General features: G+C 71.1%; 18 protein-coding genes and 2 tRNA genes. 6 read left to right on the forward strand and 14 right to left on the reverse strand.

All coding sequences use genetic code 11. The features are described 5' to 3' along the window. Window positions 1–266 precede the first annotated feature (266 nt). The 4 genes from ndk to KUM32_RS32020 form a co-directional block, all read right to left on the reverse strand. The gene (gene ndk / locus KUM32_RS32005; RefSeq protein WP_217145449.1) at window positions 267–680 is read right to left on the reverse strand and encodes a nucleoside-diphosphate kinase; all 414 of its coding nucleotides are present in this window, start codon (window positions 678–680) and stop codon (window positions 267–269) included. A gap of 114 nt (window positions 681–794) precedes the next feature. Further along, a complete protein-coding gene (locus KUM32_RS32010; RefSeq protein WP_217145450.1) occupies window positions 795–1,154 on the reverse strand; it encodes a DUF4233 domain-containing protein in 360 nt (119 codons plus the stop codon). 6 nt (window positions 1,155–1,160) lie between these two features. Then, on the reverse strand, window positions 1,161–2,684 hold the full coding sequence (locus KUM32_RS32015; RefSeq protein WP_217145451.1) for a folylpolyglutamate synthase/dihydrofolate synthase family protein: 1,524 nt from the start codon (window positions 2,682–2,684) through the stop codon (window positions 1,161–1,163). A 185-nt stretch (window positions 2,685–2,869) separates the two neighbouring features. Continuing rightward, entirely contained in the window at window positions 2,870–5,494 is a 2,625-nt protein-coding gene (locus KUM32_RS32020) for a valine--tRNA ligase (protein ID WP_217145452.1), read from the reverse strand. A 137-nt stretch (window positions 5,495–5,631) separates the two neighbouring features. On the opposite strand from KUM32_RS32020, the gene KUM32_RS32025 reads away from it, so the two are divergent. Continuing rightward, window positions 5,632–6,600 carry a hypothetical protein gene (locus KUM32_RS32025; protein WP_217145453.1) on the forward strand — a complete coding sequence of 323 codons (969 nt, stop codon included), beginning with the start codon at window positions 5,632–5,634 and terminating at the stop codon, window positions 6,598–6,600. Between the two features lie 73 nt (window positions 6,601–6,673). Here the strand turns inward: KUM32_RS32025 and clpX are convergent, their stop codons facing one another. The 5 genes from clpX to KUM32_RS32050 form a co-directional block, all read right to left on the reverse strand. After that, window positions 6,674–7,960, reverse strand: coding sequence for an ATP-dependent Clp protease ATP-binding subunit ClpX (clpX, locus tag KUM32_RS32030; protein ID WP_076974314.1), 1,287 nt, complete (start codon window positions 7,958–7,960; stop codon window positions 6,674–6,676). Window positions 7,961–8,152: 192 nt separating this feature from the next. Beyond that, complete coding sequence (locus tag KUM32_RS32035) at window positions 8,153–8,833, reverse strand: ATP-dependent Clp protease proteolytic subunit (protein WP_308408767.1); 681 nt, start codon at window positions 8,831–8,833, stop codon at window positions 8,153–8,155. Between the two features lie 84 nt (window positions 8,834–8,917). Next, window positions 8,918–9,523: an ATP-dependent Clp protease proteolytic subunit gene (locus KUM32_RS32040; RefSeq protein ID WP_217145473.1), complete on the reverse strand. Its 606-nt coding sequence runs from the start codon at window positions 9,521–9,523 to the stop codon at window positions 8,918–8,920. A 339-nt stretch (window positions 9,524–9,862) separates the two neighbouring features. Further along, entirely contained in the window at window positions 9,863–11,257 is a 1,395-nt protein-coding gene (tig, locus tag KUM32_RS32045; protein ID WP_217145454.1) for a trigger factor, read from the reverse strand. A 202-nt stretch (window positions 11,258–11,459) separates the two neighbouring features. Continuing rightward, window positions 11,460–11,536, reverse strand: a tRNA-Pro gene (locus tag KUM32_RS32050). Between the two features lie 157 nt (window positions 11,537–11,693). Between KUM32_RS32050 and KUM32_RS32055 the strand changes: the two genes are divergently transcribed. Next, a tRNA-Gly gene (locus KUM32_RS32055) sits at window positions 11,694–11,764 on the forward strand. A gap of 170 nt (window positions 11,765–11,934) precedes the next feature. Here the strand turns inward: KUM32_RS32055 and KUM32_RS32060 are convergent. Further along, on the reverse strand, window positions 11,935–12,129 hold the full coding sequence (locus tag KUM32_RS32060; protein WP_217145455.1) for a hypothetical protein: 195 nt from the start codon (window positions 12,127–12,129) through the stop codon (window positions 11,935–11,937). 675 nt (window positions 12,130–12,804) lie between these two features. Here KUM32_RS32060 and KUM32_RS32065 point away from each other — a divergent pair. After that, window positions 12,805–13,977, forward strand: a complete 1,173-nt coding sequence (locus KUM32_RS32065; protein ID WP_217145456.1) for an acyltransferase family protein — start codon at window positions 12,805–12,807, stop codon at window positions 13,975–13,977. On the opposite strand, the gene KUM32_RS32070 is transcribed toward KUM32_RS32065, so the two are convergent. Together KUM32_RS32070 and KUM32_RS32075 are read right to left on the reverse strand one after the other, a co-directional pair. Then, on the reverse strand, window positions 13,974–14,537 hold the full coding sequence (locus KUM32_RS32070; RefSeq protein WP_308408768.1) for an HD domain-containing protein: 564 nt from the start codon (window positions 14,535–14,537) through the stop codon (window positions 13,974–13,976). The two genes, KUM32_RS32065 and KUM32_RS32070, sit on opposite strands and share 4 nt — an antisense overlap. A 13-nt stretch (window positions 14,538–14,550) precedes the next feature. Then, window positions 14,551–15,783, reverse strand: a complete 1,233-nt coding sequence (locus KUM32_RS32075; protein ID WP_217145457.1) for a PP2C family protein-serine/threonine phosphatase — start codon at window positions 15,781–15,783, stop codon at window positions 14,551–14,553. Between the two features lie 161 nt (window positions 15,784–15,944). Between KUM32_RS32075 and KUM32_RS32080 the strand changes: the two genes are divergently transcribed. Further along, the gene (locus KUM32_RS32080) at window positions 15,945–17,195 is read left to right on the forward strand and encodes a GNAT family N-acetyltransferase (RefSeq protein WP_217145458.1); all 1,251 of its coding nucleotides are present in this window, start codon (window positions 15,945–15,947) and stop codon (window positions 17,193–17,195) included. A 42-nt stretch (window positions 17,196–17,237) separates the two neighbouring features. Here the strand turns inward: KUM32_RS32080 and KUM32_RS32085 are convergent, their stop codons facing one another. Both KUM32_RS32085 and KUM32_RS32090 read right to left on the reverse strand, forming a co-directional pair. Beyond that, window positions 17,238–18,053 carry an Fpg/Nei family DNA glycosylase gene (locus KUM32_RS32085; RefSeq protein WP_217145459.1) on the reverse strand — a complete coding sequence of 272 codons (816 nt, stop codon included), beginning with the start codon at window positions 18,051–18,053 and terminating at the stop codon, window positions 17,238–17,240. A 676-nt stretch (window positions 18,054–18,729) separates the two neighbouring features. Continuing rightward, window positions 18,730–19,215 carry a ribose-5-phosphate isomerase gene (locus tag KUM32_RS32090; protein ID WP_217145460.1) on the reverse strand — a complete coding sequence of 162 codons (486 nt, stop codon included), beginning with the start codon at window positions 19,213–19,215 and terminating at the stop codon, window positions 18,730–18,732. Window positions 19,216–19,418: 203 nt separating this feature from the next. Here KUM32_RS32090 and KUM32_RS32095 point away from each other — a divergent pair, with 203 nt between their 5' ends. Together KUM32_RS32095 and KUM32_RS32100 are read left to right on the forward strand one after the other, a co-directional pair. Continuing rightward, complete coding sequence (locus KUM32_RS32095; RefSeq protein ID WP_217145461.1) at window positions 19,419–20,870, forward strand: amino acid permease; 1,452 nt, start codon at window positions 19,419–19,421, stop codon at window positions 20,868–20,870. Between the two features lie 60 nt (window positions 20,871–20,930). Next, window positions 20,931–22,295 (forward strand): FAD-binding oxidoreductase, encoded by a 1,365-nt coding sequence (locus KUM32_RS32100; RefSeq protein WP_254406428.1) that lies wholly within the window; start codon window positions 20,931–20,933, stop codon window positions 22,293–22,295. Window positions 22,296–22,299 lie beyond the last annotated feature (4 nt).

Consider the following 22,299-nt stretch of genomic DNA (forward strand, 5'->3'; position numbering starts at 1 on the left):
CAGGTAGGCGAGGTGGGTGCAGTGACGCGTGGAGGCTTCCATCGTAGACGCGCTTTCGCGAACACTGCGCGAGGGTCTTCGCCATTGTCAGCAGATGGCGCATCGCCTCGCTTGTGGAGACGGGCCAACGGTGGCATCAGTTCCCCCGATCAGGCGCGCATATGCCACAGGGCGGTCGCTTTTACACGACCGCCCCGGTCCGCCGCGGGCCATTCGGCTGACGCGGCGTCAGGAAAGGGCACGTCTCCGGCGTGTCCCCGAGGGGGTCAGACGCGGCCCGGGAAGAAGATCTTCAGCTCGCGTTCGGCGGACTCCTCGGAGTCCGAGGCGTGAATCAGGTTCTCCCGGACGATCACGCCGAAGTCCCCGCGGATGGAGCCGGGGGCGGCGGCGATCGGGTCGGTCGGACCGGCCAGCGCGCGCACGCCCTCGATGACCCGCTCGCCCTCGACGACCATCGCCACGACCGGGCCCGACGCCATGAACTCGACCAGCGGCTCGTAGAACGGCTTGCCCTTGTGCTCGCCGTAGTGCTGCTCCAGCGTCTCGGCGTCCAGGGTGCGCAGTTCCATCGCGGTGATCCGCCAGCCGGCCTTGCGCTCGATACGGCTGATGATCTCGCCGGTCAGGCCACGACGGACGGCGTCGGGCTTGAGGAGGACGAGGCTGCGCTGAGTCACGAGGGGCTCCTTGGAATATGCGGGTGTGCGGTGGTGCGAATGCCGCGTTGGCACAAGGTGATGACTGAGGTTACCGGGCGTGTCGCGGCACCCGTCACGCAGCGTCGCGCAACGTCAGGCGGCATCGGGTGCGGACGCGGCCTCGGCCTGCGCCGCGAACCTCGCCTTCGCCTCGTCGATCTTCCGCCCGTAGTGCACCGAGGCCCACCACAGGGCCCCGAAGACCACGCCCAGGAAGAACATCGTCGGCACGACGAAGCCGGAGGCGATCAGGGCGACCTGCAGCGCCCAGCCCAGGGCGACGCCGCCGGGCCGGGTCACCACACCGGACAGCAGCACGCACAGGAACATCGCGATGCCGCTGACCGTCCACACCGTCCCCATGGACAGGTCCGGGTCCTTCATGGCGACCAGTCCGGCGAAGCCGATCACGAAGAGCTCGCCGATCAGAGTCGAAGCACAGAGCGTACGCACGGTTTCTCAGCCCCTCCCGAGGAGCAGTCGGGCCTCGCCGACGGTGATGACGGAACCGGTGACGAGCACACCGCCGCCCGCGAACTCGCCCTCCTCCTCGGCCAGCGTGATCGCGGCCTCCAGGGCGTCCGGCAGCCGCGGCTCGACCTGGACGCGGTCCTCGCCGAACACCTCGACGGCGATCGCGGCGAGCTCGTCGGCGTCCATCGCGCGGTGGCTGGAGTTCTGGGTGACGACGAGCTCGGCGAAGACCGGCTCGAAGGCCTCCAGCAGCCCCCGCACGTTCTTGTCGCCGCTCGCACCGACCACGCCGATGAGCCGGCTGAACTGGAACGCCTCCCCGACCGCCTCGGCGGTGACCCGCGCGCCGGCCGGATTGTGCGCGGCGTCCAGCACCACGGTCGGCGAGCGCCGCACCACCTCCATGCGCCCCGGCGAGGCGACGGCGGCGAACGCCTTGCGCACGGTGTCGACGTCCAGCGGCTCGGGACGCTGCGCGCCGACGCCGAAGAACGCCTCGACGGCGGCCAGCGCGACGGCCGCGTTGTGCGCCTGGTGGGCGCCGTGCAGCGGCAGGTAGACCTCGGGGTACTCGCCGCCGAGCCCGCGCAGGGTCACCAGCTGACCGCCGACGGCGACCTGCCGGGCGACGACCCCGAACTCCAGGCCTTCGCGGGCCACCGTGGCGTTCACGTCGACGGCCTTCTTCAGCAGCACCTGCGCCGCGTCCACCGGCTGCTGGGCCAGGATCACGGTGGCGTCCTGCTTGACGATGCCGGCCTTCTCCCCCGCGATCGCGCCGGGCGTCTCACCGAGCCGGTCGGTGTGGTCGAGGTCGATGGGGGTGACGACGGCGACGTCCCCGTCGATGACGTTGGTGGCGTCCCAGGAGCCGCCCATCCCCACCTCCACGACGGCCACGTCGACGGGGGCGTCGGCGAAGGCGGCGTACGCCATGCCGGTCAGCACCTCGAAGAAGGACAGCCGGTACTCCTGCTGGGCGTCCACCATCTCGACGTACGGCTTGATGTCCTGGTACGTCTCGATGAACCGCTCGGCGGAGATCGGCGCCCCGTCCAGGCTGATGCGCTCGGTGATCGACTGCACGTGCGGCGAGGTGTACCGCCCGGTGCGCAGCTCGAAGGCGCCGAGCAGCGCCTCGATCATGCGGGCGGTGGAGGTCTTGCCGTTCGTCCCCGTGATGTGGAGGGACGGGTACGTGCGCTGGGGGTCGCCCAGCACGTCCATCAGCGCGGCGATCCGGGTGACGGACGGCTCCAGCTTCGTCTCGCCCCAGCGGGTCGCGAGCTCCGCCTCCACCTCGCGCAGCGCCTTGTCCACCTCGGGGTCCTCCGGCCGCGCGGGCACGTCGGCCTGCGGGGGGCCGCCCTGGGTGCGCAGCGTGCGGCTGCCGGCCTCGATGACGGCGAGGTCGGGGTCGCGGGTCGTCTCCGCCTCGACGATCTCCTCGAAGGAGTCGAGAGGGTCGAGGGGGTCGGACTGGTCGTTCTCGCCGGGGATGTCGCTCACGGGGACCAGTCTACGGAGGTCTGGGACGGTGGGGCGGCTGAGGTCCCGTGGCATGCGCGGGTCCGTCGTGGCCCGTCGCGCCCACGCGGCGGAGCCGCACATCGACACGGCCCCGCGCCCCTGGGGCAAGGAGAAGGTCCCCGGCGCGGAATGCCCCGGGGACCTTCTCCTTGACCTAGTGGCGTCTACGCCTCCGGCAGCTTCTCCAGCTGCGCCTGGATGCGGGCGATGTCCTCGTCCGCCTTGGCCAGCCGCCCGCGGATCTTGTCCACGACCTGGTCCGGGGCCTTCGCGAGGAAGGCCTCGTTGCCGAGCTTGGCCGTGGCCTGGGCCTTCTCCTTCTCGGCGGCGGCCAGGTCCTTGGCGAGCCGCTTGCGCTCCGCGGCGAAGTCGATCACGCCGGACAGGTCGAGGGCGACCTCGACACCGGCCACCGGCAGCGTCGCCGTCGCCGTGAAGGAGTCACCCTCCGGCTGGAGCCGCAGCAGCTGCCGGACGGCCGCCTCGTGCGCCGCGAGCGCGGTGCCGTCCAGGGTGAGCCGGGCCGGAACCCGCTGACCGGGCTGGAGGCCCTGGTCGGCGCGGAAGCGGCGGACCTCGGTGATGACGGACTGGAGCGTCTCGATCTCCCGCTCGGCGCCGGCGTCCCGGAAGCCCGAGTCCGACGGCCACTCGGCGATGACGACCGACTCACCCCCGGTGAGGGTGGTCCACAGCGTCTCCGTGACGAACGGGACGACGGGGTGCAGCAGCCGCAGCGTGACGTCGAGGACCTCGCCGAGGACGCGCTTGCTGACCTCGGCGGCCTCGCCGCCGGCCTGGAACGTCGTCTTGGACAGCTCGACGTACCAGTCGAAGACCTCGTCCCAGGCGAAGTGGAACAGGGCGTCGGACAGCTTCGCGAACTGGTAGTCCTCGTAGTACGCGTCGACCTCCGCGACGACCGAGTTCAGGCGGGAGAGGATCCAGCGGTCCGTGGACGACATCTTCGACGCGTCCGGCAGCGGGCCCTGCACCGTCGCGCCGTTCATCAGCGCGAAGCGGGTGGCGTTCCAGATCTTGTTGGCGAAGTTGCGGGAGCCCTGGACCCAGTCCTCGCCGATCGGGACGTCGACGCCCGGGTTGGCGCCGCGGGCGAGCGTGAACCGCAGGGCGTCGGAGCCGTACTTGTCCATCCAGTCCAGCGGGTTCACGACGTTCCCGAAGGACTTGGACATCTTCTTGCCGTTCTGGTCACGGACCATGCCGTGCAGGGCGATGGTGTGGAACGGCGGGGTGCCGTCCATCGCGTACAGGCCGAACATCATCATCCGGGCGACCCAGAAGAAGAGGATGTCGTAGCCGGTGACCAGGACGGAGTTCGGGTAGAACTTCGCGAGCGAGTCGGTCCGCTCCGGCCAGCCCAGCGTGGAGAACGGCCACAGGCCCGAGGAGAACCAGGTGTCCAGGACGTCGGAGTCCTGGTGCCAGCCCTCGCCGCTCGGCGGCTGCTCGTCGGGACCGACGCACACGATCTCGCCGTTCGGCCCGTACCAGACGGGGATGCGGTGGCCCCACCACAGCTGGCGCGAGATGCACCAGTCGTGGAGGTTGTCGACCCAGTCGAAGTACCGCTTCTCCATCTCCTGCGGGTGGATCCTGACCTTGCCCTCGCGGACCGCGTCGCCGGCCGCCTTCGCGAGCGGACCGACCTTGACCCACCACTGCATGGACAGGCGCGGCTCGACGGTGGTCTTGCAGCGCGAGCAGTGGCCGACGCTGTGGACGTAGGGCCGCTTCTCGGCGACGATCCGGCCCTCGGCGCGCAGCGCGGCGACGATGGCGGAGCGGGCCTCCAGCCGGTCCAGACCCTGGAAGGGGCCGTGGGCGGTGATGACGGCGTGCTCGTCCATGACGGTGATGGCGGGCAGGTCGTGGCGCCGGCCGATCTCGAAGTCGTTCGGGTCGTGGGCGGGCGTCACCTTGACGGCGCCGGTGCCGAACTCGGGGTCGACGTGCTCGTCGGCGACGACCGGGATGGAACGGTCGGTGAGCGGCAGCCTGATGAGCTTGCCGACCAGGTGCTTGTAGCGCTCGTCCTCGGGGTGGACGGCGACCGCCGTGTCGCCGAGCATGGTCTCGGCGCGGGTGGTGGCGACGACGATGGTGTCGTCCCCGTCGCCGTACTTCATGGAGACGAGCTCGCCGTCGTCGTCCTGGTACTCGACCTCGATGTCGGAGATGGCGGTCAGGCAGCGCGGGCACCAGTTGATGATGCGCTCGGCGCGGTAGATCAGCTCGTCGTCGTAGAGCCGCTTGAAGATGGTCTGGACGGCCTGGGACAGGCCCTCGTCCATGGTGAAGCGCTCACGCGACCAGGCGACGCCGTCACCGAGACGGCGCATCTGCCCGCTGATCTGCCCGCCGGACTCGCCCTTCCACTGCCAGACGCGCTCGACGAAGGCCTCACGGCCGAGGTCGTGCCGGGACTTGCCCTCCTTGGCGAGCTCCCGCTCGACGACGTTCTGCGTGGCGATGCCGGCGTGGTCCATGCCGGGCTGCCACAGCGTCTCGTACCCCTGCATCCGCTTGCGGCGGGTCAGGGCGTCGATGAGCGTGTGCTCGAAGGCGTGCCCGAGGTGCAGGCTGCCCGTGACGTTCGGCGGCGGGATGACGACGGTGTACGGCGGCTTGTCGCTGTCCGCGTCCGCTTCGAAGTAACCCCGTTCCACCCAGCGCTCGTACAGCTTCCCCTCTACCTCGGCCGGCGCGTACTGGGTCGGCAGTTCGGTGGTGGGTGCGGGCTGCGGCTGCTGAGAGTTCTCGGTCACGGGGGTCAGTTTACGGGCGTCACGGCACTGTCCCGAAACGCGTTTCCTCTGTAACGGTATGGCCCCCGGTGACCTGCGCACGCCATGCCTGCGTCAGGATGTCAGCACCACGTAAACATCTGGAGGGGAACCCAGGAATGAGTCACAACCAGCCGGGCCCGTACGGCGGGCAGCCCCAGCAGCCCGGACCGTACGGCCAGCCGGGGCCGTACGGCCAGCAGCCGCCGCAGGCCCCCCAGCCCGGCTACGGCTACCCCCAGCAGGCCCCTCCCCCGCAGCCGGGCTACGGCTACCCGCCCCAGCCCCAGCAGGGCGGCGTCCCGCCGCAGCAGCCGGGACCGTACGGCCAGCAGGCCCCGTACGGCCAGCAGCCCGCCTACGGCCAGCAGCCCTACGGTGCCCCCCAGCCCCCGGCCCCGGGCGGCGGCGGCAAGAAGAAGATGGGCCTGATCATCGGCGCGGTCGCCGTCGTGGCGGCGATCGGCGTGGGGGCGTACTTCGTGCTGGGCGGCGGTGGCGGCGGCTCGGACATCGCCGACGACGGCCCGCACAAGCTGACGACGCCGGCGACGGTGCTCGGCGAGTACAAGCAGGACAAGAGCGAGAGCGGCAGCATGGACGCCGCTGACATGAAGGACGCCGAGCAGTGGGGGGTGAAGGACGCCAAGGACGTGAGCGCCTCGTACGCGACGGAGAACGAGGAGAACCCGCTGGCCCGTAAGCAGCTCGTGTTCGGTGGCGTCTACGGCTCGATCGACGACCCGGAGAAGGCCCTCGACGGCATGTTCGCGCACATGAAGAAGGAGAGCCAGGAGGGCGGCAGCGACCAGGACGTGACCTTCGTCGGGGAGCCGAAGGAGTACAAGCCCGATTCCCTCGACGGCGCCGTCATCAAGTGCCAGGACGCCAAGTACGACAACGCCAGCGGCGGACCGAACGAGCCGAAGTCGATGACCATGACGTTCTGCGGCTGGGGCGACCACAGCACGCTCGGCTTCGTCATGCCGATGAGCCTCGTGGACATCGCGGCCGGCAAGAAGACCGACCCGGCCGAGGCGGCCGAGATCGCCGCCAAGCTCCGCAAGGAAGTCCGCGTCAAGATCTGACGCCGGAACGGCTGCGCGGAAGGGGCCCGATCGGTCGACCGGGCCCCTTCCGCGTTCGCGCGTACGGCGACGGCTACGCCGTCTTCTGCTCGCCCGGGCCACGCCCCCGCGAATCCCGGGGAATCAGCGTCGGGTTGACGTTGGAGAGGACCACGTCCGCCGTGATGACGACGCGGGCGACGTCCTTGCGGGAGGGGACCTCGTACATGACGCCCTGGAGGACCTCCTCCATGATGGCGCGCAGGCCGCGGGCACCGGTCTGGCGGAGGATGGCCTGGTCGGCGATGGCCTCCAGGGCCTCGCGCTCGAAGTCCAGCTCCACGCCGTCGAGTTCGAAGAGGCGCTCGTACTGCTTGACGAGGGCGTTGCGCGGCTCGACGAGGATCTGGAGCAGGGCCTCGCGGTCGAGGTTGTGGACCGAGGTGATGACCGGGAGACGGCCGATGAACTCGGGGATCATCCCGAACTTCACCAGGTCCTCCGGCATGACCTGCTCGAACTGGTCCTTGGACTCGATCTCCCGCTTGGAGCGGATCGTCGCGCCGAAGCCGATGCCCTTGGCGCCGGCCCGGCCCTCGATGATCTTCTCCAGGCCCGCGAAGGCACCGCCCACGATGAACAGGACGTTCGTCGTGTCGATCTGGATGAACTCCTGGTGCGGGTGCTTGCGGCCGCCCTGCGGCGGGACCGATGCCGTGGTGCCCTCCAGGATCTTCAGCAGGGCCTGCTGGACGCCCTCCCCGCTGACGTCCCGGGTGATCGACGGGTTCTCGCTCTTGCGCGCGACCTTGTCGATCTCGTCGATGTAGATGATCCCGGTCTCGGCCTTCTTGACGTCGTAGTCGGCCGCCTGGATCAGCTTGAGCAGGATGTTCTCGACGTCCTCGCCGACGTACCCGGCCTCCGTGAGCGCCGTGGCGTCGGCGATCGCGAAGGGGACGTTCAGCATGCGCGCCAGGGTCTGCGCGAGGAGGGTCTTGCCGGAGCCCGTGGGGCCCAGCAGCAGGATGTTGGACTTCGCCAACTCGATGGCGTCCTCGCGGCCTTGGGCGCCGCCGTTCTCACCGGCCTGGACCCGCTTGTAGTGGTTGTACACCGCGACGGAGAGGGCCTTCTTGGCCGCCTCCTGGCCGACCACGTAGCTCTCGAGGAACTCGTAGATCTCGCGGGGCTTCGGGAGCTCCTCCCAGCGCACCTCGCTGGTCTCGGCGAGTTCTTCCTCGATGATCTCGTTGCAGAGATCGATGCACTCGTCGCAGATGTACACACCGGGCCCTGCGATGAGCTTCTTGACCTGCTTCTGGCTCTTTCCGCAGAACGAGCACTTGAGCAGATCGCCGCCGTCACCGATGCGTGCCACGGTGTGCTTCCCCTTCGCCTGGGAGACGCCCGGCCGTCGACGTCGCGTCGACGGTCGGCGGACTCCTGGTGCTGCCTTATGTCCGACGGTACCTTGCCGGGCCCCCCGTCCGGGCCCCCCTTGGCACGGTTCGCTTTGACGTGAACCGCGTCAAACCGTGCCAAGGGGCGGCAGACGATACAGCCTCCCGTCTCAGCGGAGAGAGGAGTTGTCCATCTTCCGGGTGGTGATGATCTGGTCGATCAGGCCGTAGCTGAGCGCGTCCTCGGCCGTGAGGATCTTGTCGCGCTCGATGTCCTCGCGGATCTTCTCGACCGGCGTGGTGGAGTGCTTGGCCAGCATCTCCTCCAGCTGCGAGCGCATCCGCAGGATCTCGTTCGCGGCGATCTCCAGGTCGGAGACCTGGCCGCGGCCGGTCTCGCTGTACGGCTGGTGGATCAGGACGCGGGCGTTCGGCAGCGCCATGCGCTTGCCCGGCGTGCCGGCGGCCAGCAGGACGGCGGCGGCGGAGGCCGCCTGGCCCATGCAGACCGTCTGGATGTCCGGCTTCACGTACTGCATCGTGTCGTAGATGGCCGTGAGCGCCGTGAAGGAGCCGCCGGGGCTGTTGATGTAGACCGAGATGTCCCGGTCGGGGTCCATCGACTCCAGGCACAGCAGCTGCGCCATGACGTCGTTGGCGGAGGCGTCGTCGATCTGCACGCCGAGGAAGATCACGCGCTCCTCGAAGAGCTTCGCGTACGGGTCGTACTCCCGCACACCCTGGGAGGTGCGCTCGACGAAGCGCGGGATGACGTAGCGGGACTCGGCGGTCGGGCCGGTGTACTCGGCACGCGAGCGGTCGTACAGGCCGCTGCCGGGGAAGTCGTTCACAGTGTCTCCTGGGAAGGGGCTGAGGCGGTCGGCTGAGGGCTGGCTGGGCGCGCTGGGGCCCCTGCTGGGACCCGCAGAGGGCTCTCAGGCCCCGGTGCCGCCGCCGCCCGGCATACCGGCGGCCGTCGTCATCACGTCGTCGATGAGGCCGTACTCCTTGGCCTCGAAGGCGTCGAACCAGCGGTCGCGGTCCGAGTCGCGGGTGATCTGCTCGATCGTCTGGCCCGTGTGCTGGGCCGTGAGCTCGGCCATGCGCCTCTTGGTGTGCAGCAGCCGCTCGGCGTGGATCTTGATGTCCGAGGCCGAACCGGCCAGTCCGGCGGAGGGCTGGTGGATCAGGATCTCGGCGTTCGGGAGCGCGAAGCGCTTGCCCGGGGTGCCCGCGCTGAGCAGGAACTGTCCCATCGAGGCGGCGAGGCCCATCGCGATCGTCACCACGTCGTTCTTGATGTACTGCATGGTGTCGTAGATCGCCATGCCGGCCGTGATCGAACCGCCCGGGCTGTTGATGTACAGGTAGATGTCCTTGTCCGGGTCGGAGGCAAGGAGCAGCAGCTGTGCGGTGATCTTGTTGGCGATGTCGTCGTCGACCGGCTGGCCGAGGAAGATGATCCGCTCGCCGAGCAGCCGGTTGTACACCTGGTCGCCGAGGCCACCACCGATGGAGGGCTCGCCGGCGGCGGAGGGCATCAGATTCGTCACGTATCCACCTGCTCGTCTTACGACGGCGCCGGGCCGTCTCACGTGTTCTGCCGGGGCTTGGGGCCGTCCGGCCGGTTCCGGGGACTCCCCTGCCCTCGTATTCATGGACCCTAACGCGGTGGCCCTGCGGTGCAATCCCGGTTCTGCGGGTGTTCGCTGTGAGCGCAGGTTGCCCGGTGCCACGCGCCGGTGTCGCCGTCGCGGGGCGCCGCCCCGGGCCCCGGGCCCGGCACAGCCCCGCGTCCGGGGGCCGGGCAAGCACGACGGGCCCCGAGAAGCGCTCGCCTCTCGGGGCCCGTCGTTACGGCGTCAGGGGTGCCGTGGGGCTCAGCCCTCGGTCTTCTCCCCGGCCTTGTCCTCGGTGGCGTCGGCGGACTCGGCGGCGGCCTCGGCGGCCTCCGTCTCCTCCTCCTCGTCGTCCAGGTCGACGACCTCGCCGTTGGTGTCCTTGACCGTGGCCTTCTCGACCACGGCGGCCAGGGCCTTGCCGCGGGCGACCTCGCCGACGAGGAGCGGGACCTGGCCCTGCTCGACGACGGCCTGGGCGAACTGGTCGGGGGACATGCCGGAGGAGGCGGCGCGGCGCATGAGGTGCTCGGTGAGCTCCTCCTGGCTGACGTTGAGCTTCTCCTGCTTGACCAGCTCGTCGAGGACGAACTGGGTCTTGATGCCCTTGACCGCGGCCTCGCGGGTCTCGGTCTCGAACTCCTCGGCGGTCTTGCCCTGGATCTCCAGGTACTTGTCGAGGGTGAGGCCCATCTGGCCGAGCTGGTGGTGCTCGAGGTTGTGCTTGCGGGTGTTGATCTCGTCCTCGAGGAGCTTCTCGGGGACGGGCACCTCGACCAGCTCGAGCAGCTTGTCCAGGACGCGCTCCTGGGCCTGCGTGGCCTGGTCGTACTGCTTCATGTTGGCGAGGCGCTTGCGGCTGTCGGCCTGCAGCTCCTCCAGGGTGTCGAACTCCGACGCGAGCTGCGCGAAGTCGTCGTCCAGCTCGGGCAGCTCGCGCTTGGCGACCTGGGTGACCTTGACGGTGACCTCGGCCTCCTTGCCGGCCGCCGAGCCGCCCTTGAGCTCGGAGGTGAAGGTGGCCTCGCCACCGGCCTCCAGGCCCTTCACGGCGTCGTCGATGCCGTCCAGCAGCTCACCGGAGCCGATGGTGTAGGAGACGCCGTCGGCGACGCCGTCCTCGAGGACCTCGCCGTCGACCTTGGCCCGCAGGTCGAGGGTGACCACGTCGCCCTCCTCGGCGGCGCGCTCGACCGGGGAGGTGGACGCGAAGCGCTCGCGCAGCTGCTCCACCGACTTCTCGACGTCCTCGTCGGTGACCTCGACGGCGTCGACCTCGACCTCGATGCCGGAGTAGTCCGGGATCTCGATGGACGGGCGGATGTCGACCTCGGCGGTGAAGTTCAGCGTCTCGCCGTCCTTCAGCTCCGTGATGTCGACCTCGGGCTGGCCGAGCGGGTTCAGCTCGGCCTCGTTGACCGCGTCGGTGTAGAACTTCGGAAGCGCGTCGTTGACCGCCTCCTCCAGGACCGCACCGCGGCCGAACCGCTGGTCGATGACGCGGGCCGGGATCTTGCCCTTGCGGAAGCCCTTCACCGTGACCTGCTGGTTGATCTTCTTGTACGCCGCGTCGAGGCTGTCCTTGAGCTCCTCGAAGGGCACCTCGACAGTGAGCCGAACCCGGGTCGGGTTCAGGGTCTCCACGGCGCTCTTCACGGTTCGGTCTCCTTGGTGGCTGACTTCTTGGGTTCTGCCGGAAACGGAGGGCGTCCGGCAAATTTCGCCGCCCGGAGACTTCAGACGCTGAGACACACGGGCGTGCAGCTTGCATAGTAACGGCAGCGACTACACGGCCCAAAAGGCGATCTTGGGAATCGCCGGTGGCCGGGTGGCCGGTCGGACGGCCGCGGCCGGTGGATGGTCGGGGTGGCGGGATTTGAACCCACGGCCTTCCGCTCCCAAAGCGGACGCGCTACCAAGCTGCGCCACACCCCGTCTGGTGCGACACGTAGGGTACATGCAGCCAGGCATGGGGGCCGCCCGGTTTCCCGAGCGTCGCGAAGGCGCCGGACGGGAAGGGGTGTGCGGTGAGGGCGGACGACCCGCTACGATGCCTGCAGTGCCGCGGTCACCGACCTCCGGCGCACGCTGTGCGGGCGTAGCTCAATGGTAGAGCCCTAGTCTTCCAAACTAGCTACGCGGGTTCGATTCCCGTCGCCCGCTCCGAGAGGCCTCCGGCCCGGTCCCGCCAAGGGACCGGGCCGGAGGCCTTTGTGTGTCCCGGAGGTCTGCGCGCGCTCGCGGCAGGCCTGCGTGCGCTCGCGGCGGGTCTGCGCGCACCCCCGGCAGGGCCGCGGACGCCGACGGGGCCGCGGACGCCGACGGGGGCGGCGCTAGAACTGGATCGAGTTGATCGTCTCCGCTATGGAGTCCAGGAACCGCTGGATGTCGTCGGCCATGCCGGTCGAGGCCAGGAAGAAGCCGAAGAGGACCGCGACGACCGCCGGGCCCGGCTTGATGGAGCCCCCTCGCAGCAGCACCACCAGGATGATCGCCAACAGCAGCACCACTGACAGTGAAATGGCCACAACTGATCACACCCCAGATCGGTCCGCTCTCCCGGCCCGGAGGTGCGACCCCGCACCCCCGCCAGAACCATCGTGCCACCAACGGGGCCCCGCCATGCGGCGGGTGACACATCGTCCGGCCGGCCCCAGGGGTGGCGTCCTTCCCCGCACACGCGGACGTATCCCACCCTCACACCCGGCACAGAGTTTCGAAAGTGCACTCCTGTGGGGAATTCCAGCCACTCCGTTTCCATGTCCACACACCACGTTCGCAGGTATTTCGAATTGTCGCGACGGGCACACGGACAGGGGCGCCACAGGGAAATCACAGAGTCGGCAACGGGTCCCCTAAGGACATTGAAGGGGACATAGCCGGGGAGTCGCCCGCCGGTCTTATGCACGGTTTAGTCATGACGAGTCATGACAAGTAGGGCGGCCGGCAGGGCGGTCTGGCGGGCGCTCCGGTGTGCGGCGGCATTCGGCGGCGGGAGATGCCTCACGCGAGAGAGGGGGCGACTTCCTCGGAATTCGGGGCACTCGGAAGACGCGTGGAACGCGAATACCAGGAATGACTCCGAGGGTTTTACGGATTCACGCGGCGGACGCTAGGGTGCCTCAGATGTTCTACGCTGCCTCGTCCCCCACCAGAGCAGCGAGGTCCTGCGACGACCCGCCGGGTTCCTGGCGGGGGGTCGCATGACGAACTCGCTGCGACCGCACGGCGGCCGCAAGACGCCGCCGCCACCGGAACGGCAGTCGGCACCGGACCACCGGCGCGACGCGTTCTTCGACAACGCCAAGTACCTGGCGATCGTGCTGGTCGGCGTGGGGCACGCCTGGGGTCAGATCCTGGACGGCAACCCGGCCGTGGAGACCCTGTACCGGGTCCTGTACACCTTCCACATGCCGGCGTTCGTCATCATCTCCGGCTACTTCTCACGGAACTTCGACCTCGGCCCCAAGCGCGTCAGGCGGCTGGTCACCGGTGTCGTCGTCCCCTACCTCGTCTTCGAGGTCGCCTACGCGCTGCACCGCCGCCTCAGCGAGGACCCGGGCAACGACCTCAGTCTGCTGGACCCCACCTACCTTCTCTGGTTCCTGTGCGCGCTGTTCGTCTGGCGGCTGAGCACCCCGGTCTGGAAGACCGTCCGCCGGCCGCTGCCGATCGCGCTGGGCATCGCGTCGCTGGCCTCCATGACGCCCACGATCGGGAACGACCTGAACATGCAGCGGGTGTTGCAGTTCCTGCCGTGCTTCGTGCTGGGCCTGGTGCTGCGGCCCGAGCACTTCCGTCTGGTGCGGCGCCGCTCGGTGCGGATCCTGTCCGTGCCGGTGGTCGCGGCGGCCGTGGCCGTCGCCTGGTGGTCGCTGCCGCGCATGGAGACCGGCTGGTTCTACCGCAACGCCGCCGCGCAGGACGCGGGCGCCCCCTGGTGGTCCGGGCCCGTCCTGACGCTCGCGCTCTTCGGCTGCTCGGTCGTGCTGACGGCGTGCTTCTTCGCCTGGGTGCCGGGCCGTCACATGTGGTTCACGACGCTCGGCGCGGGCACGATCTACGGCTACCTGCTGCACGGCTTCCTGGTGAAGGAGGGCACCTACGCGGGCTGGTTCGACGAGCCGGTACTGCAACAGCCGCTCGGTGAGGTCGGTTTGTCCGTGCTCGCGGCCGTCGTCATCACACTGCTGTGCACCAGGCCCGTCCGGCGCGTCCTGCGGTGCGTGGTGGAGCCGAGGATGGAGTGGGCCTTCGGGCGGGACCCGGGCGAGGCGGCCCGGGACCGCGAACGGGGGGAGCGGCCCGGGGCGTCACCGGCCGGGGTGCGCGGGGCACGTGCGGCGAGCGGGGCCGGCGCGAAGGTCTCCGTCTAACCGGAGGTGGCCGCGTCGGCCGGGCCGTCCGCGTCGGCCGGACCCTGCGCACCGGCCGGATCCTGCGCGCCGGCCGTGCTCTGGTCGGCCAGGCCGAGAAGCGCGCGCATCCGTGCGTACTTCTCGGTCAGTCGTGTGCGGGTGGCCGCGTCGAGGACCGCGAGTCGCGCCGGGTCGGCGTTGTGCGCGAGGTCCGCCTCCTTGACCAGCCGCGCGCCGGGCGTGGCGAGGATGCGCGCGGCGTACGCCTCGGGCGGCTCCCCGGCCCGCTTGGTGAGGGCGAGGACGATGTCCTTGGTACGGCGGCTCAGCGCGGCCTCGCGCAGCCATCGCTCGGAGAGCGCGTCGTCCTCGACGGCGTCGTGCAGCCAGGCCGCCGCGATCTGCTCGTCGTCACCACCGCGGCTCCGCACGCCCTCGGCGACGGCCCGCAGGTGTGCGGCGTACGGACGTCCCGCCTTGTCGGTCTGTCCGGCGTGGGCGGCACGGGCGGTGGCCTCGACGTCGGCCAGGGAGAGCGGTGGGGTGGGCTGGGAGCTGGATGTCGTGGTGGGGGACACGCGGCCCAGTGTGTCAGTCCGCCACCGTCGAGGACCGGGCCACCCGGCCCGCGTTCGGCGGGTTCTGGCCCGTCGGGCTCTGGGCCGTCGGGCCCTCGCGGCAGATCAGCAGGAGCGCCCGGTCGTCGTTGACGTCCTTGGCCACCGCCTCGATCAGGTGCCAGGCGGCGCCGTGGAAGCCGCCGGCGACATAGCGGTCGGCCTCGCCGGTGAGGCGGTCGATGCCCTCGGTGATGTCGCGGTCGGAGGTTTCCACCAGGCCGTCCGTGAACAGCATCAACACGTCTCCGGGACGCAGCGAGCCCTTCACCGGGTCGAACTGCGCCCCGTCGTACACACCGAGCAGCGGTCCTTCGGCGGTCTTCTCCTCCCAGCGGCCGGTGCCCGCGCTGAGCTGGAGGCCCGGCGGATGCCCGGCGGAGTACAGCTCGTAGTCGCCGGAGTCGAGCTCCAGGACGAGGTGGATGGAGGTGGCGAACCCTTCGTCCCAGTCCTGGCGGAGCAGGTAGCCGTTGGCGGCCGGCAGGAACGCGTGCGGGGGCAGGCTGCCCAGCAGTCCGCCGAACGCGCCGGACAGCAGCAGGGCGCGCGAGCCCGCGTCCATGCCCTTGCCGGAGACGTCGGTGAGGACCACCTCCAGGGTCCGGCCGCCGTTCGTACGGGCCGCGACCACGAAGTCGCCCGAGAAGGACTGGCCGCCGGCCGGGCGCAGCGCCATCTCCCGGTGCCAGCCCGGCGGCAGCCCCGGCAGCTTGCTCTGGACCCGGATGCGTTCGCGCAGGTCGAAGAGCATGGTGCCGCCGCGCCGCCAGGGCACGCCGACCCGGCTGCGGAACTGGGCGACCAGCAGCCCGAAGAAGCCGCAGGCCGCGACGACCAGCACCACGCCGGGGGTGACCCGCGAGGGGCCCTCGGTGTAGGGGCCGAGTCGCACCGACTCCACGATCAGCGCCGTGGCCGCCGCCGCGTACAGGCCGAGCAGGCTCGCCGGGCGCAGCAGCAGGCCGCCCGCGACGATCGGCAGGACCAGCGCGGCCGGTGAGCACCACACGGAGTTCGCCATCGTGGTGGCCGCGATCACGGGGATCATCAGCAGCAGTCCGGCCAGGGCGATCCAGTCCGAGCCGTCGCCGCGGAAGTAGTCGACGGCGGATCTGCGCACGCCGACGCGGGCCCGGTGCCACTGCTTCTTCCACCGGGCCGTGAACGTCTCGGCTTCCGCGCGCCGCTGTCGTCCTGCTGCCATTAGTTCGGGACCCTATCCATCGGACCGGCCGCTTGGCACGGGAGGTCCCACTTGTCCCCCGTCCGAGGCCGGATTCCAGTGAACTGCACGGACGGGCGTCGCGCCGCGGCCTGGCGGAAATTCCCTGGCCCCTCCCTCACGGGGGCTGATACGCATGGTCCATGAGTGATCTCGGCGATGACCTGGTGACCGGGCTGCGCGTGCTGCGGCGGGACGAGTGGAGCGAGTGGTACGGGACACTGGTCCGTGCCTTCAGCGGGGTACCGGAGTCCGCCGAGGAACTGGAGCTGTACGAGGCCCTGACCGAGGTCGACCGCTCGCTCGGCGTCTGGGACGCCGGTGAGTGCGTCGGGACGACGGGGTCGTTCGGCTTCGGCATGACCGTGCCCGGCGGTGCCGAGGTGCCCACGGCGGGCGTCACCATGGTGGGCGTCGCGGCCACGCACCGGCGGCGGGGTGTACTGACGTCGATGATGCGGCGGCAGTTGGACGACGTACGTTCCTGGGGCGAGCCGCTGGCCGTGCTGACGGCCTCCGAACCGGCGATCTACGGCCGGTTCGGGTACGGCGTCGCGTCCTTCCAGCTGAACGCCGAGATCGACACGTCCCGGGTCCGTCTGTCCGTTCCGGACGGTACGGATGACGTACGGCTGCGGTATGCGGCGCCCGCGGACGTCCTCGACGCCTGTGAGGCCGTGTACGAGCGGCTGGTGCCCGGGCGGCCCGGGATGCTGGCCCGGCGGCCGGGCTGGGAGCGGCTGGGGCTGCTGGACCCGGAGAGCGGGCGGGACGGGGCGTCGCCGCTGCAGTGCGTGGTCGCCCGGCGGGACGGCGCGGTCACGGGGTACGCGCGGTTCCGGGTACGGCCGGGCTGGGGGCCCGCGGGCCCGGAGGGCGCGGTGGTCCTGAGCGAGCTGGCCGGGCTGGACGCGGCGACGGAGGCGGCGCTGTGGCGCTTCCTGTTCGACATCGACCTGACGACGACGCTGACGGTGCGCGGGCGGCCGGTCGACGAGGCGTGGCAGCACCAGGTGTCGGACATCCGGCGGTGCCGGCCGACGCTGCGGGACTCGCTGCACGTACGGCTGGTGGACGTGGGGGCTGCGCTGGCGGCGCGGACCTACCAGGTGCCGGTGGACGTCGTGTTCGAGGTCGAGGACGACTTCTGCCCCTGGAACGCGGGGCGTTGGCGGCTGTCCGGGGACGCGAAGGGCGCGTCCTGCGAGCGTACGTCCGACGCGGCGGACCTCGCCCTGTCCGTGCGGGAGCTGGGGGCGGCGTACCTCGGGGGCGTGAGCCTGGCTTCGCTGGGCGCGGCCGGGCGGGTGCGGGAGGTGCGGCCGGGAGCGCTGGCGGAGGCGTCGGTGGGGTTCGGGTCGGACGTCGCGCCGTGGCTCCCGCACGGGTTCTGAGCGGGGCCTGAGGGGGTGCGGGGCGTGGCCTGAGCGGGCCGCCTACTTCTGCTTCCGTTGGCAGGTGGGGCACCAGAAGAGGTTGCGGGCGGCGAGGTCGGCGGTGCGGACGGCGTCGCCGCAGAGGTGGCAGGGCAGGCCGGCCCGGCGGTAGACGTAGACCTCGCCGCCGTGGTCGTCGACGCGGGGCGGTCGGCCCATGGCCTCGGGGGTGTGTTCCGGGCGGACGGTGTCGATGCGGTTGTTCCTGACGCCCTCGCGCATGAGCTCGGCGAGGTCCCGCCAGATCGCGTCCCACTCGGCGGGGGTGATGTCCCTGCCGGGGCGGTACGGGTCGATGCCGTGGCGGAAGAGGACCTCGGCGCGGTAGACGTTGCCGACGCCGGCGATGACCTTCTGGTCCATCAGCAGGGCGGCGACGGTGGTGCGGCTGCGGGAGACGCGGCGGTACGCGGCCCGGGGGTCGGCGTCGGGGCGCAGGGGGTCGGGGCCGAGGCGGTCGTGGATCGCCTGCTTCTCGGCGTCGGTGATCAGGGCGCAGGTGGTGGGGCCGCGGAGGTCGACGTACGCGGTGTCGTCGGCGAGGCGCAGGCGGACGGTGTCCGTGGGTGGGGGCGCGGGGGTCTGTCCGAAGGTGACCTTGCCGAAGAGGCCGAGGTGGATGTGGACCCACTCGGCGGGCCGGAAGCCCAGGAAGAGGTGCTTGCCGTGGGCTTCGGTGCGGGTGAGCCGGCTGCCGGTGAGCAGGTCGGCGGCGTCGGAGAACTTGCCCTGGGGACTGGTGACGCGCACCGGCGTGCCGGCGAAGGCCGTGGCGTAGTCCTCGGCCAGTCTGTGGATCGTGTGCCCTTCTGGCACGGGGTGTCCTTTCCTGCCTTCTTCGCCCGCCCCACCGCCCGATTCGGCCGGCCCGGAGGCGAGCCTCCCACCGGGGCTCCGCCCGGGCGTGACGGGGACCGCCCTCCCTGCGGGGCGACCCGGCCACTGGCCCGCCCGGCGTGGCGGGGCCGACCGAGAAGCCCGGGCTCGCCCCGGCTCCCGGCAGGGCCGCGCCCCTCGCCCTCCCGCGCAGCTCGCACACCCACCCGGCCCGATCGGCCGGGACGGCGCGCTCACCCAGGGCCTCCTCCCCGGACCCGGCGCGGACCGCGCCGCCCCTGTGGAGGCTGGTCCCCTTGCCCGCCCGGCGGGGCCGGGCCATGCGGAGGCTGGACCCCTCTCCCACCCGACGGGGCCGGGTCATGCCGAGGCTGGACCCCTCGCCGCCCCGACCGGGCCGGGTCATGAGGCCGGGCTCGCCCCGGACCTCGTCGGGGACCGCGCCGCCGGGTCTCGACCCGGCGTTGAGTCGCGGCCCGGCGTCGAGTCGCGGCCCGCGCCGCCCTGAGGCCTCGGGCCCCCTGAGGCCTGGGCCTGGACCGCCCGGGCCCCGCCCTCCCGGCCTCGCTCCGCGCCGCCCGGGGCCTCGGGGTCCCGGAGTTCGTCCGGGCCTCCCGGGGCTCACGCACCGGGAGGCCCGGGAGGCCCGGGCGTGCTACTGCTGCGGGTGGTGCGGCGGGACGGGCGGGAGGTCGCCCGTCGTCTCGTAGGACGCGAGCATGTCGATGCGGCGGACGTGACGCTCGTCACCGGTGAACGGGGTGGCGAGGAAGGTCTCGACGAACTTCGTCGCCTCCTCCTGCGTGTGCATGCGGGCGCCGACGGCCACGACGTTGGCGTTGTTGTGCTGGCGGCCGAGGGACGCCGTCTCCTCGCTCCAGGCCAGCGCCGCGCGCACGCCCTTCACCTTGTTCGCCGCGATCTGCTCGCCGTTGCCGGAGCCGCCGATCACGATGCCGAGGGCGTCGGGGTCCGCGGCCGTCCGCTCGGCGGCGCGGAGGCAGAAGGGCGGGTAGTCGTCCTGGGCGTCGTAGAGGTGCGGGCCGCAGTCGACGGGCTCGTGGCCCGCCGCCTTGAGCCACTCGACGAGGTGGTTCTTGAGTTCGTAGCCCGCATGGTCGGAGCCGAGATACACGCGCATGGGTCGAGTGTGACACGCGGGTCGCCGGCCGGCAGCGTCGGGTGCCGGCGCCGAAGAAGGGTAAGTGAAGCTGTGGATCTTCAGGGAAAGGTCAAGTAACGATCCGGAATCAAAGGTTCCGGAAATTCCGCCCCTCCGTTTCACTGGTCCGGCTCGTACACCGCTCGTACGGGAATCTGCTCGACCGGCGCAAAGGAAAACCCATGACCTCGCAGCCGACTCTGACCCAGACCGGAAAGAGCCCCGACGGACCCGGAGAACCCGGGTCGGGGCTCCAGGCCGGACTCAAGAACCGCCATCTGTCGATGATCGCCATCGGCGGCGTCATCGGTGCCGGGCTGTTCGTGGGTTCCAGCACCGGCATCGCCACCGCCGGGCCCGGCATCCTCCTGTCCTACGCCCTCGTCGGCACGCTCGTGGTGCTGGTGATGCGGATGCTGGGCGAGATGTCGGCCGCCAACCCGACCTCGGGCTCCTTCTCCGCCCACGCCGACCGGGCGCTCGGACCCTGGGCCGGCTTCTCCATCGGCTGGCTGTACTGGTTCTTCTGGGTCGTCGTGCTGGCCGTCGAGGCGACCGCCGGCGCCACGATCCTCGAGGGCTGGATACCGGCCGTGCCCCAGTGGGGCTGGGCGCTGATCGTGATGGTGGTGCTGACCGCGACCAACCTGGTCTCGGTCGGTTCCTACGGCGAGTTCGAGTTCTGGTTCGCCGGGATCAAGGTCGTCGCGATCGCCGCGTTCATCGTCGTCGGCGGGCTGGCCGTCTTCGGGGTGCTGCCCGGCGTGGACAGCGAGCAGGCGGGGCTGGGCAATCTGACGGAGCACGGCGGTTTCCTGCCGAACGGGGCCGGGGCCATCCTCACCGGTGTGCTGCTCGTCGTCTTCTCCTTCATGGGCAGCGAGATCCCCACCCTGGCCGCCGGCGAGTCCGAGGACCCGCAGCGGGCCGTCACCAAGGCGACCAACAGCATCATCTGGCGCATCGCCGTCTTCTACCTCGGCTCCATCTTCGTCGTGGTCGCCCTGCTGCCGTGGGACTCGCAGTCGATCATCGACAAGGGCTCCTACGTGGCCGCCCTGGACTCGCTCGGGATCGCGAACGCCGGTCAGATCATGAACTTCATCGTGCTGACGTCCGTGCTGTCCTGCCTCAACTCCGGGCTCTACACGGCCTCCCGCATGGCCTTCTCGCTCGGTGAGCGCGGCGACGCCCCGAAGGCCTTCGCCCGGACCACCCGGCGGGGTGTGCCGCGGACGGCGATCCTCGTCTCGGTGGTGTTCGGCTTCGTCGCCGTCTTCTTCAACTACGAGTTCCCCGACTCCGTGTTCCTCTTCCTCGTCAACTCCTCCGGCGCCGTGGCCCTCTTCGTCTGGCTGGTGATCTGCTTCTCGCAGCTGCGGATGCGGAAGATCATCCAGGCGGAGGCGCCGGAGAAGCTGGTGGTACGGATGTGGCTGTTCCCGTACCTGACCTGGGCGGCCGCCGCCGTCATCGTCTTCGTCCTCGGCTACATGCTGACCGACACCGAGCACGACGGACGCACGACCGTGCTGCTGTCGCTGCTCGTCGCGGCGCTCGTGCTCGTCGTCGCCCTCGTCAAGCAGAGGATCACCGCGCGCAGGACCGTCACGCCGCGGGACGCGGCACGGTAGCGGACGGGACGACGGAAAACCTGACGGCGGCTGTCAGGTAATGCGTTCACGATGCCGCGCATGGACATCGTGAACGAACCGAACAGCGGCGACGCGACCCACGGCACCTCCGGCCCGCTCGTCCTCCGTCCAGGCGACCCCGGGTACGAGGACGAGCTCGCCGGTTTCCAGACCGGGTTCGCCCCGCGTCCCGACGCCGTCTTCGCCGCGTCCTCCGCCGCCGACGTGGCCGCGGCGGTGCGGTACGCGGCGCGGCGGGGGCTGCCGGTGCGCGTCCAGGCCACCGGGCACGGGCTGCCCGGGCCGTCCGAGGGCGGGGTCCTGATCACCACACGGCGCCTGGACGGGGTGAGCGTCGATCCGGTCGCCCGCACCGCCCGCGTCCAGGCGGGCGCCCGCTGGGGGCAGGTCGTCACGGCCGCCGCTCCGCACGGGCTGGCGCCGCTGAACGGCTCCGCGCCGTCGGTCGGGGTCGTGGGGTACGTCCTGGGCGGCGGACTCGGCATCCTGGCCCGGGAGTTCGGCTACGCGGCCGATCACGTCCGCTCCCTCGACGTCGTGACCGCCGACGGCCGGGCGCGGCACGTCACGCCGGAGTCGGAGCCCGACCTGTACTGGGCGCTGCTCGGCGGCGGGGGCGGCCTCGGGGTCGTCACCGCGCTGGAGACGGACCTCGTGCCCGTCGCCACGCTGTACGGCGGCTCGGTCTCCTTCGACGGGCGCGAGGTCGGGGCGGCGACCGTGCTGCGGGCCTGGCGGGAGTGGACCCGGACCGTTCCCGAGGGGCTGACCTCGTCCTTCGCGGCCGTGCCGTACCCGGATCTGCCGACGCTGCCGCGGGCGCTGCGGGGGCGGTACGTGGTCTCCGTGCGGGTCGCCCACACCGGTGCCGACGGTGAGCGGATCACCGCCCCGCTGCGACGGATCGGGCCGCCGCTCGCCGACTCGCTGCGACGGATGCCGTACGCCGAGAGCCACACCATCCACAGCGATCCCGACGTCCCGCACGCGTACTACGGGGACAGCGCGGTGCTGCGCGAACTGGACCTCGACGCGGCCGGCGAACTGCTCGCCCGTACCGGGCCGGACGCGGGCGGCCCCCTGTGCGTCGTGCAGGTCAACCAGCTGGGCGGGGCGCTGGCCGCGGGGGGCGCGGCGAACGCGGTGCCGCACCGCGACGGACGGTTCCTGGTGCGGCTGCTGGCCGTGGGGGACCGGGAGGCGGCCCGGGAGCGGCTGGACGCCGCCTTCGCGCCGCTCGCACCGGTGACGGCCGGGCGCGCGCTCAACTTCGCCTTCGGTGCGGGAAACCGCACGGACGGCCTGTGGGACGCGAAGACGCGGAAGAGGCTCGCCGCGATCCGGTCGCGGTACGACCCGGCGAGCCTCTTCGGCGGGGACCTGGGCGGTCCCGGCGCTTGCTGACGGT

This window comes from Streptomyces sp. AC627_RSS907 (genome assembly GCF_019049165.1).

Coding starts and splice junctions, on each gene's coding strand:
- KUM32_RS32090 (WP_217145460.1), bottom strand. CDS start 19,215: ATGCGCGTGTATCTCGGCTCCGACCATGCGGGCTACGAACTCAAGAAC.
- KUM32_RS32040 (WP_217145473.1), bottom strand. CDS start 9,523: ATGCCCTCCGCCGCCGGCGAGCCCTCCATCGGTGGTGGCCTCGGCGAC.
- KUM32_RS32100 (WP_254406428.1), top strand. CDS start 20,931: ATGGACATCGTGAACGAACCGAACAGCGGCGACGCGACCCACGGCACC.
- KUM32_RS32025 (WP_217145453.1), top strand. CDS start 5,632: ATGAGTCACAACCAGCCGGGCCCGTACGGCGGGCAGCCCCAGCAGCCC.
- KUM32_RS32075 (WP_217145457.1), bottom strand. CDS start 15,783: ATGGCAGCAGGACGACAGCGGCGCGCGGAAGCCGAGACGTTCACGGCC.
- KUM32_RS32095 (WP_217145461.1), top strand. CDS start 19,419: ATGACCTCGCAGCCGACTCTGACCCAGACCGGAAAGAGCCCCGACGGA.
- KUM32_RS32080 (WP_217145458.1), top strand. CDS start 15,945: ATGAGTGATCTCGGCGATGACCTGGTGACCGGGCTGCGCGTGCTGCGG.
- KUM32_RS32065 (WP_217145456.1), top strand. CDS start 12,805: ATGACGAACTCGCTGCGACCGCACGGCGGCCGCAAGACGCCGCCGCCA.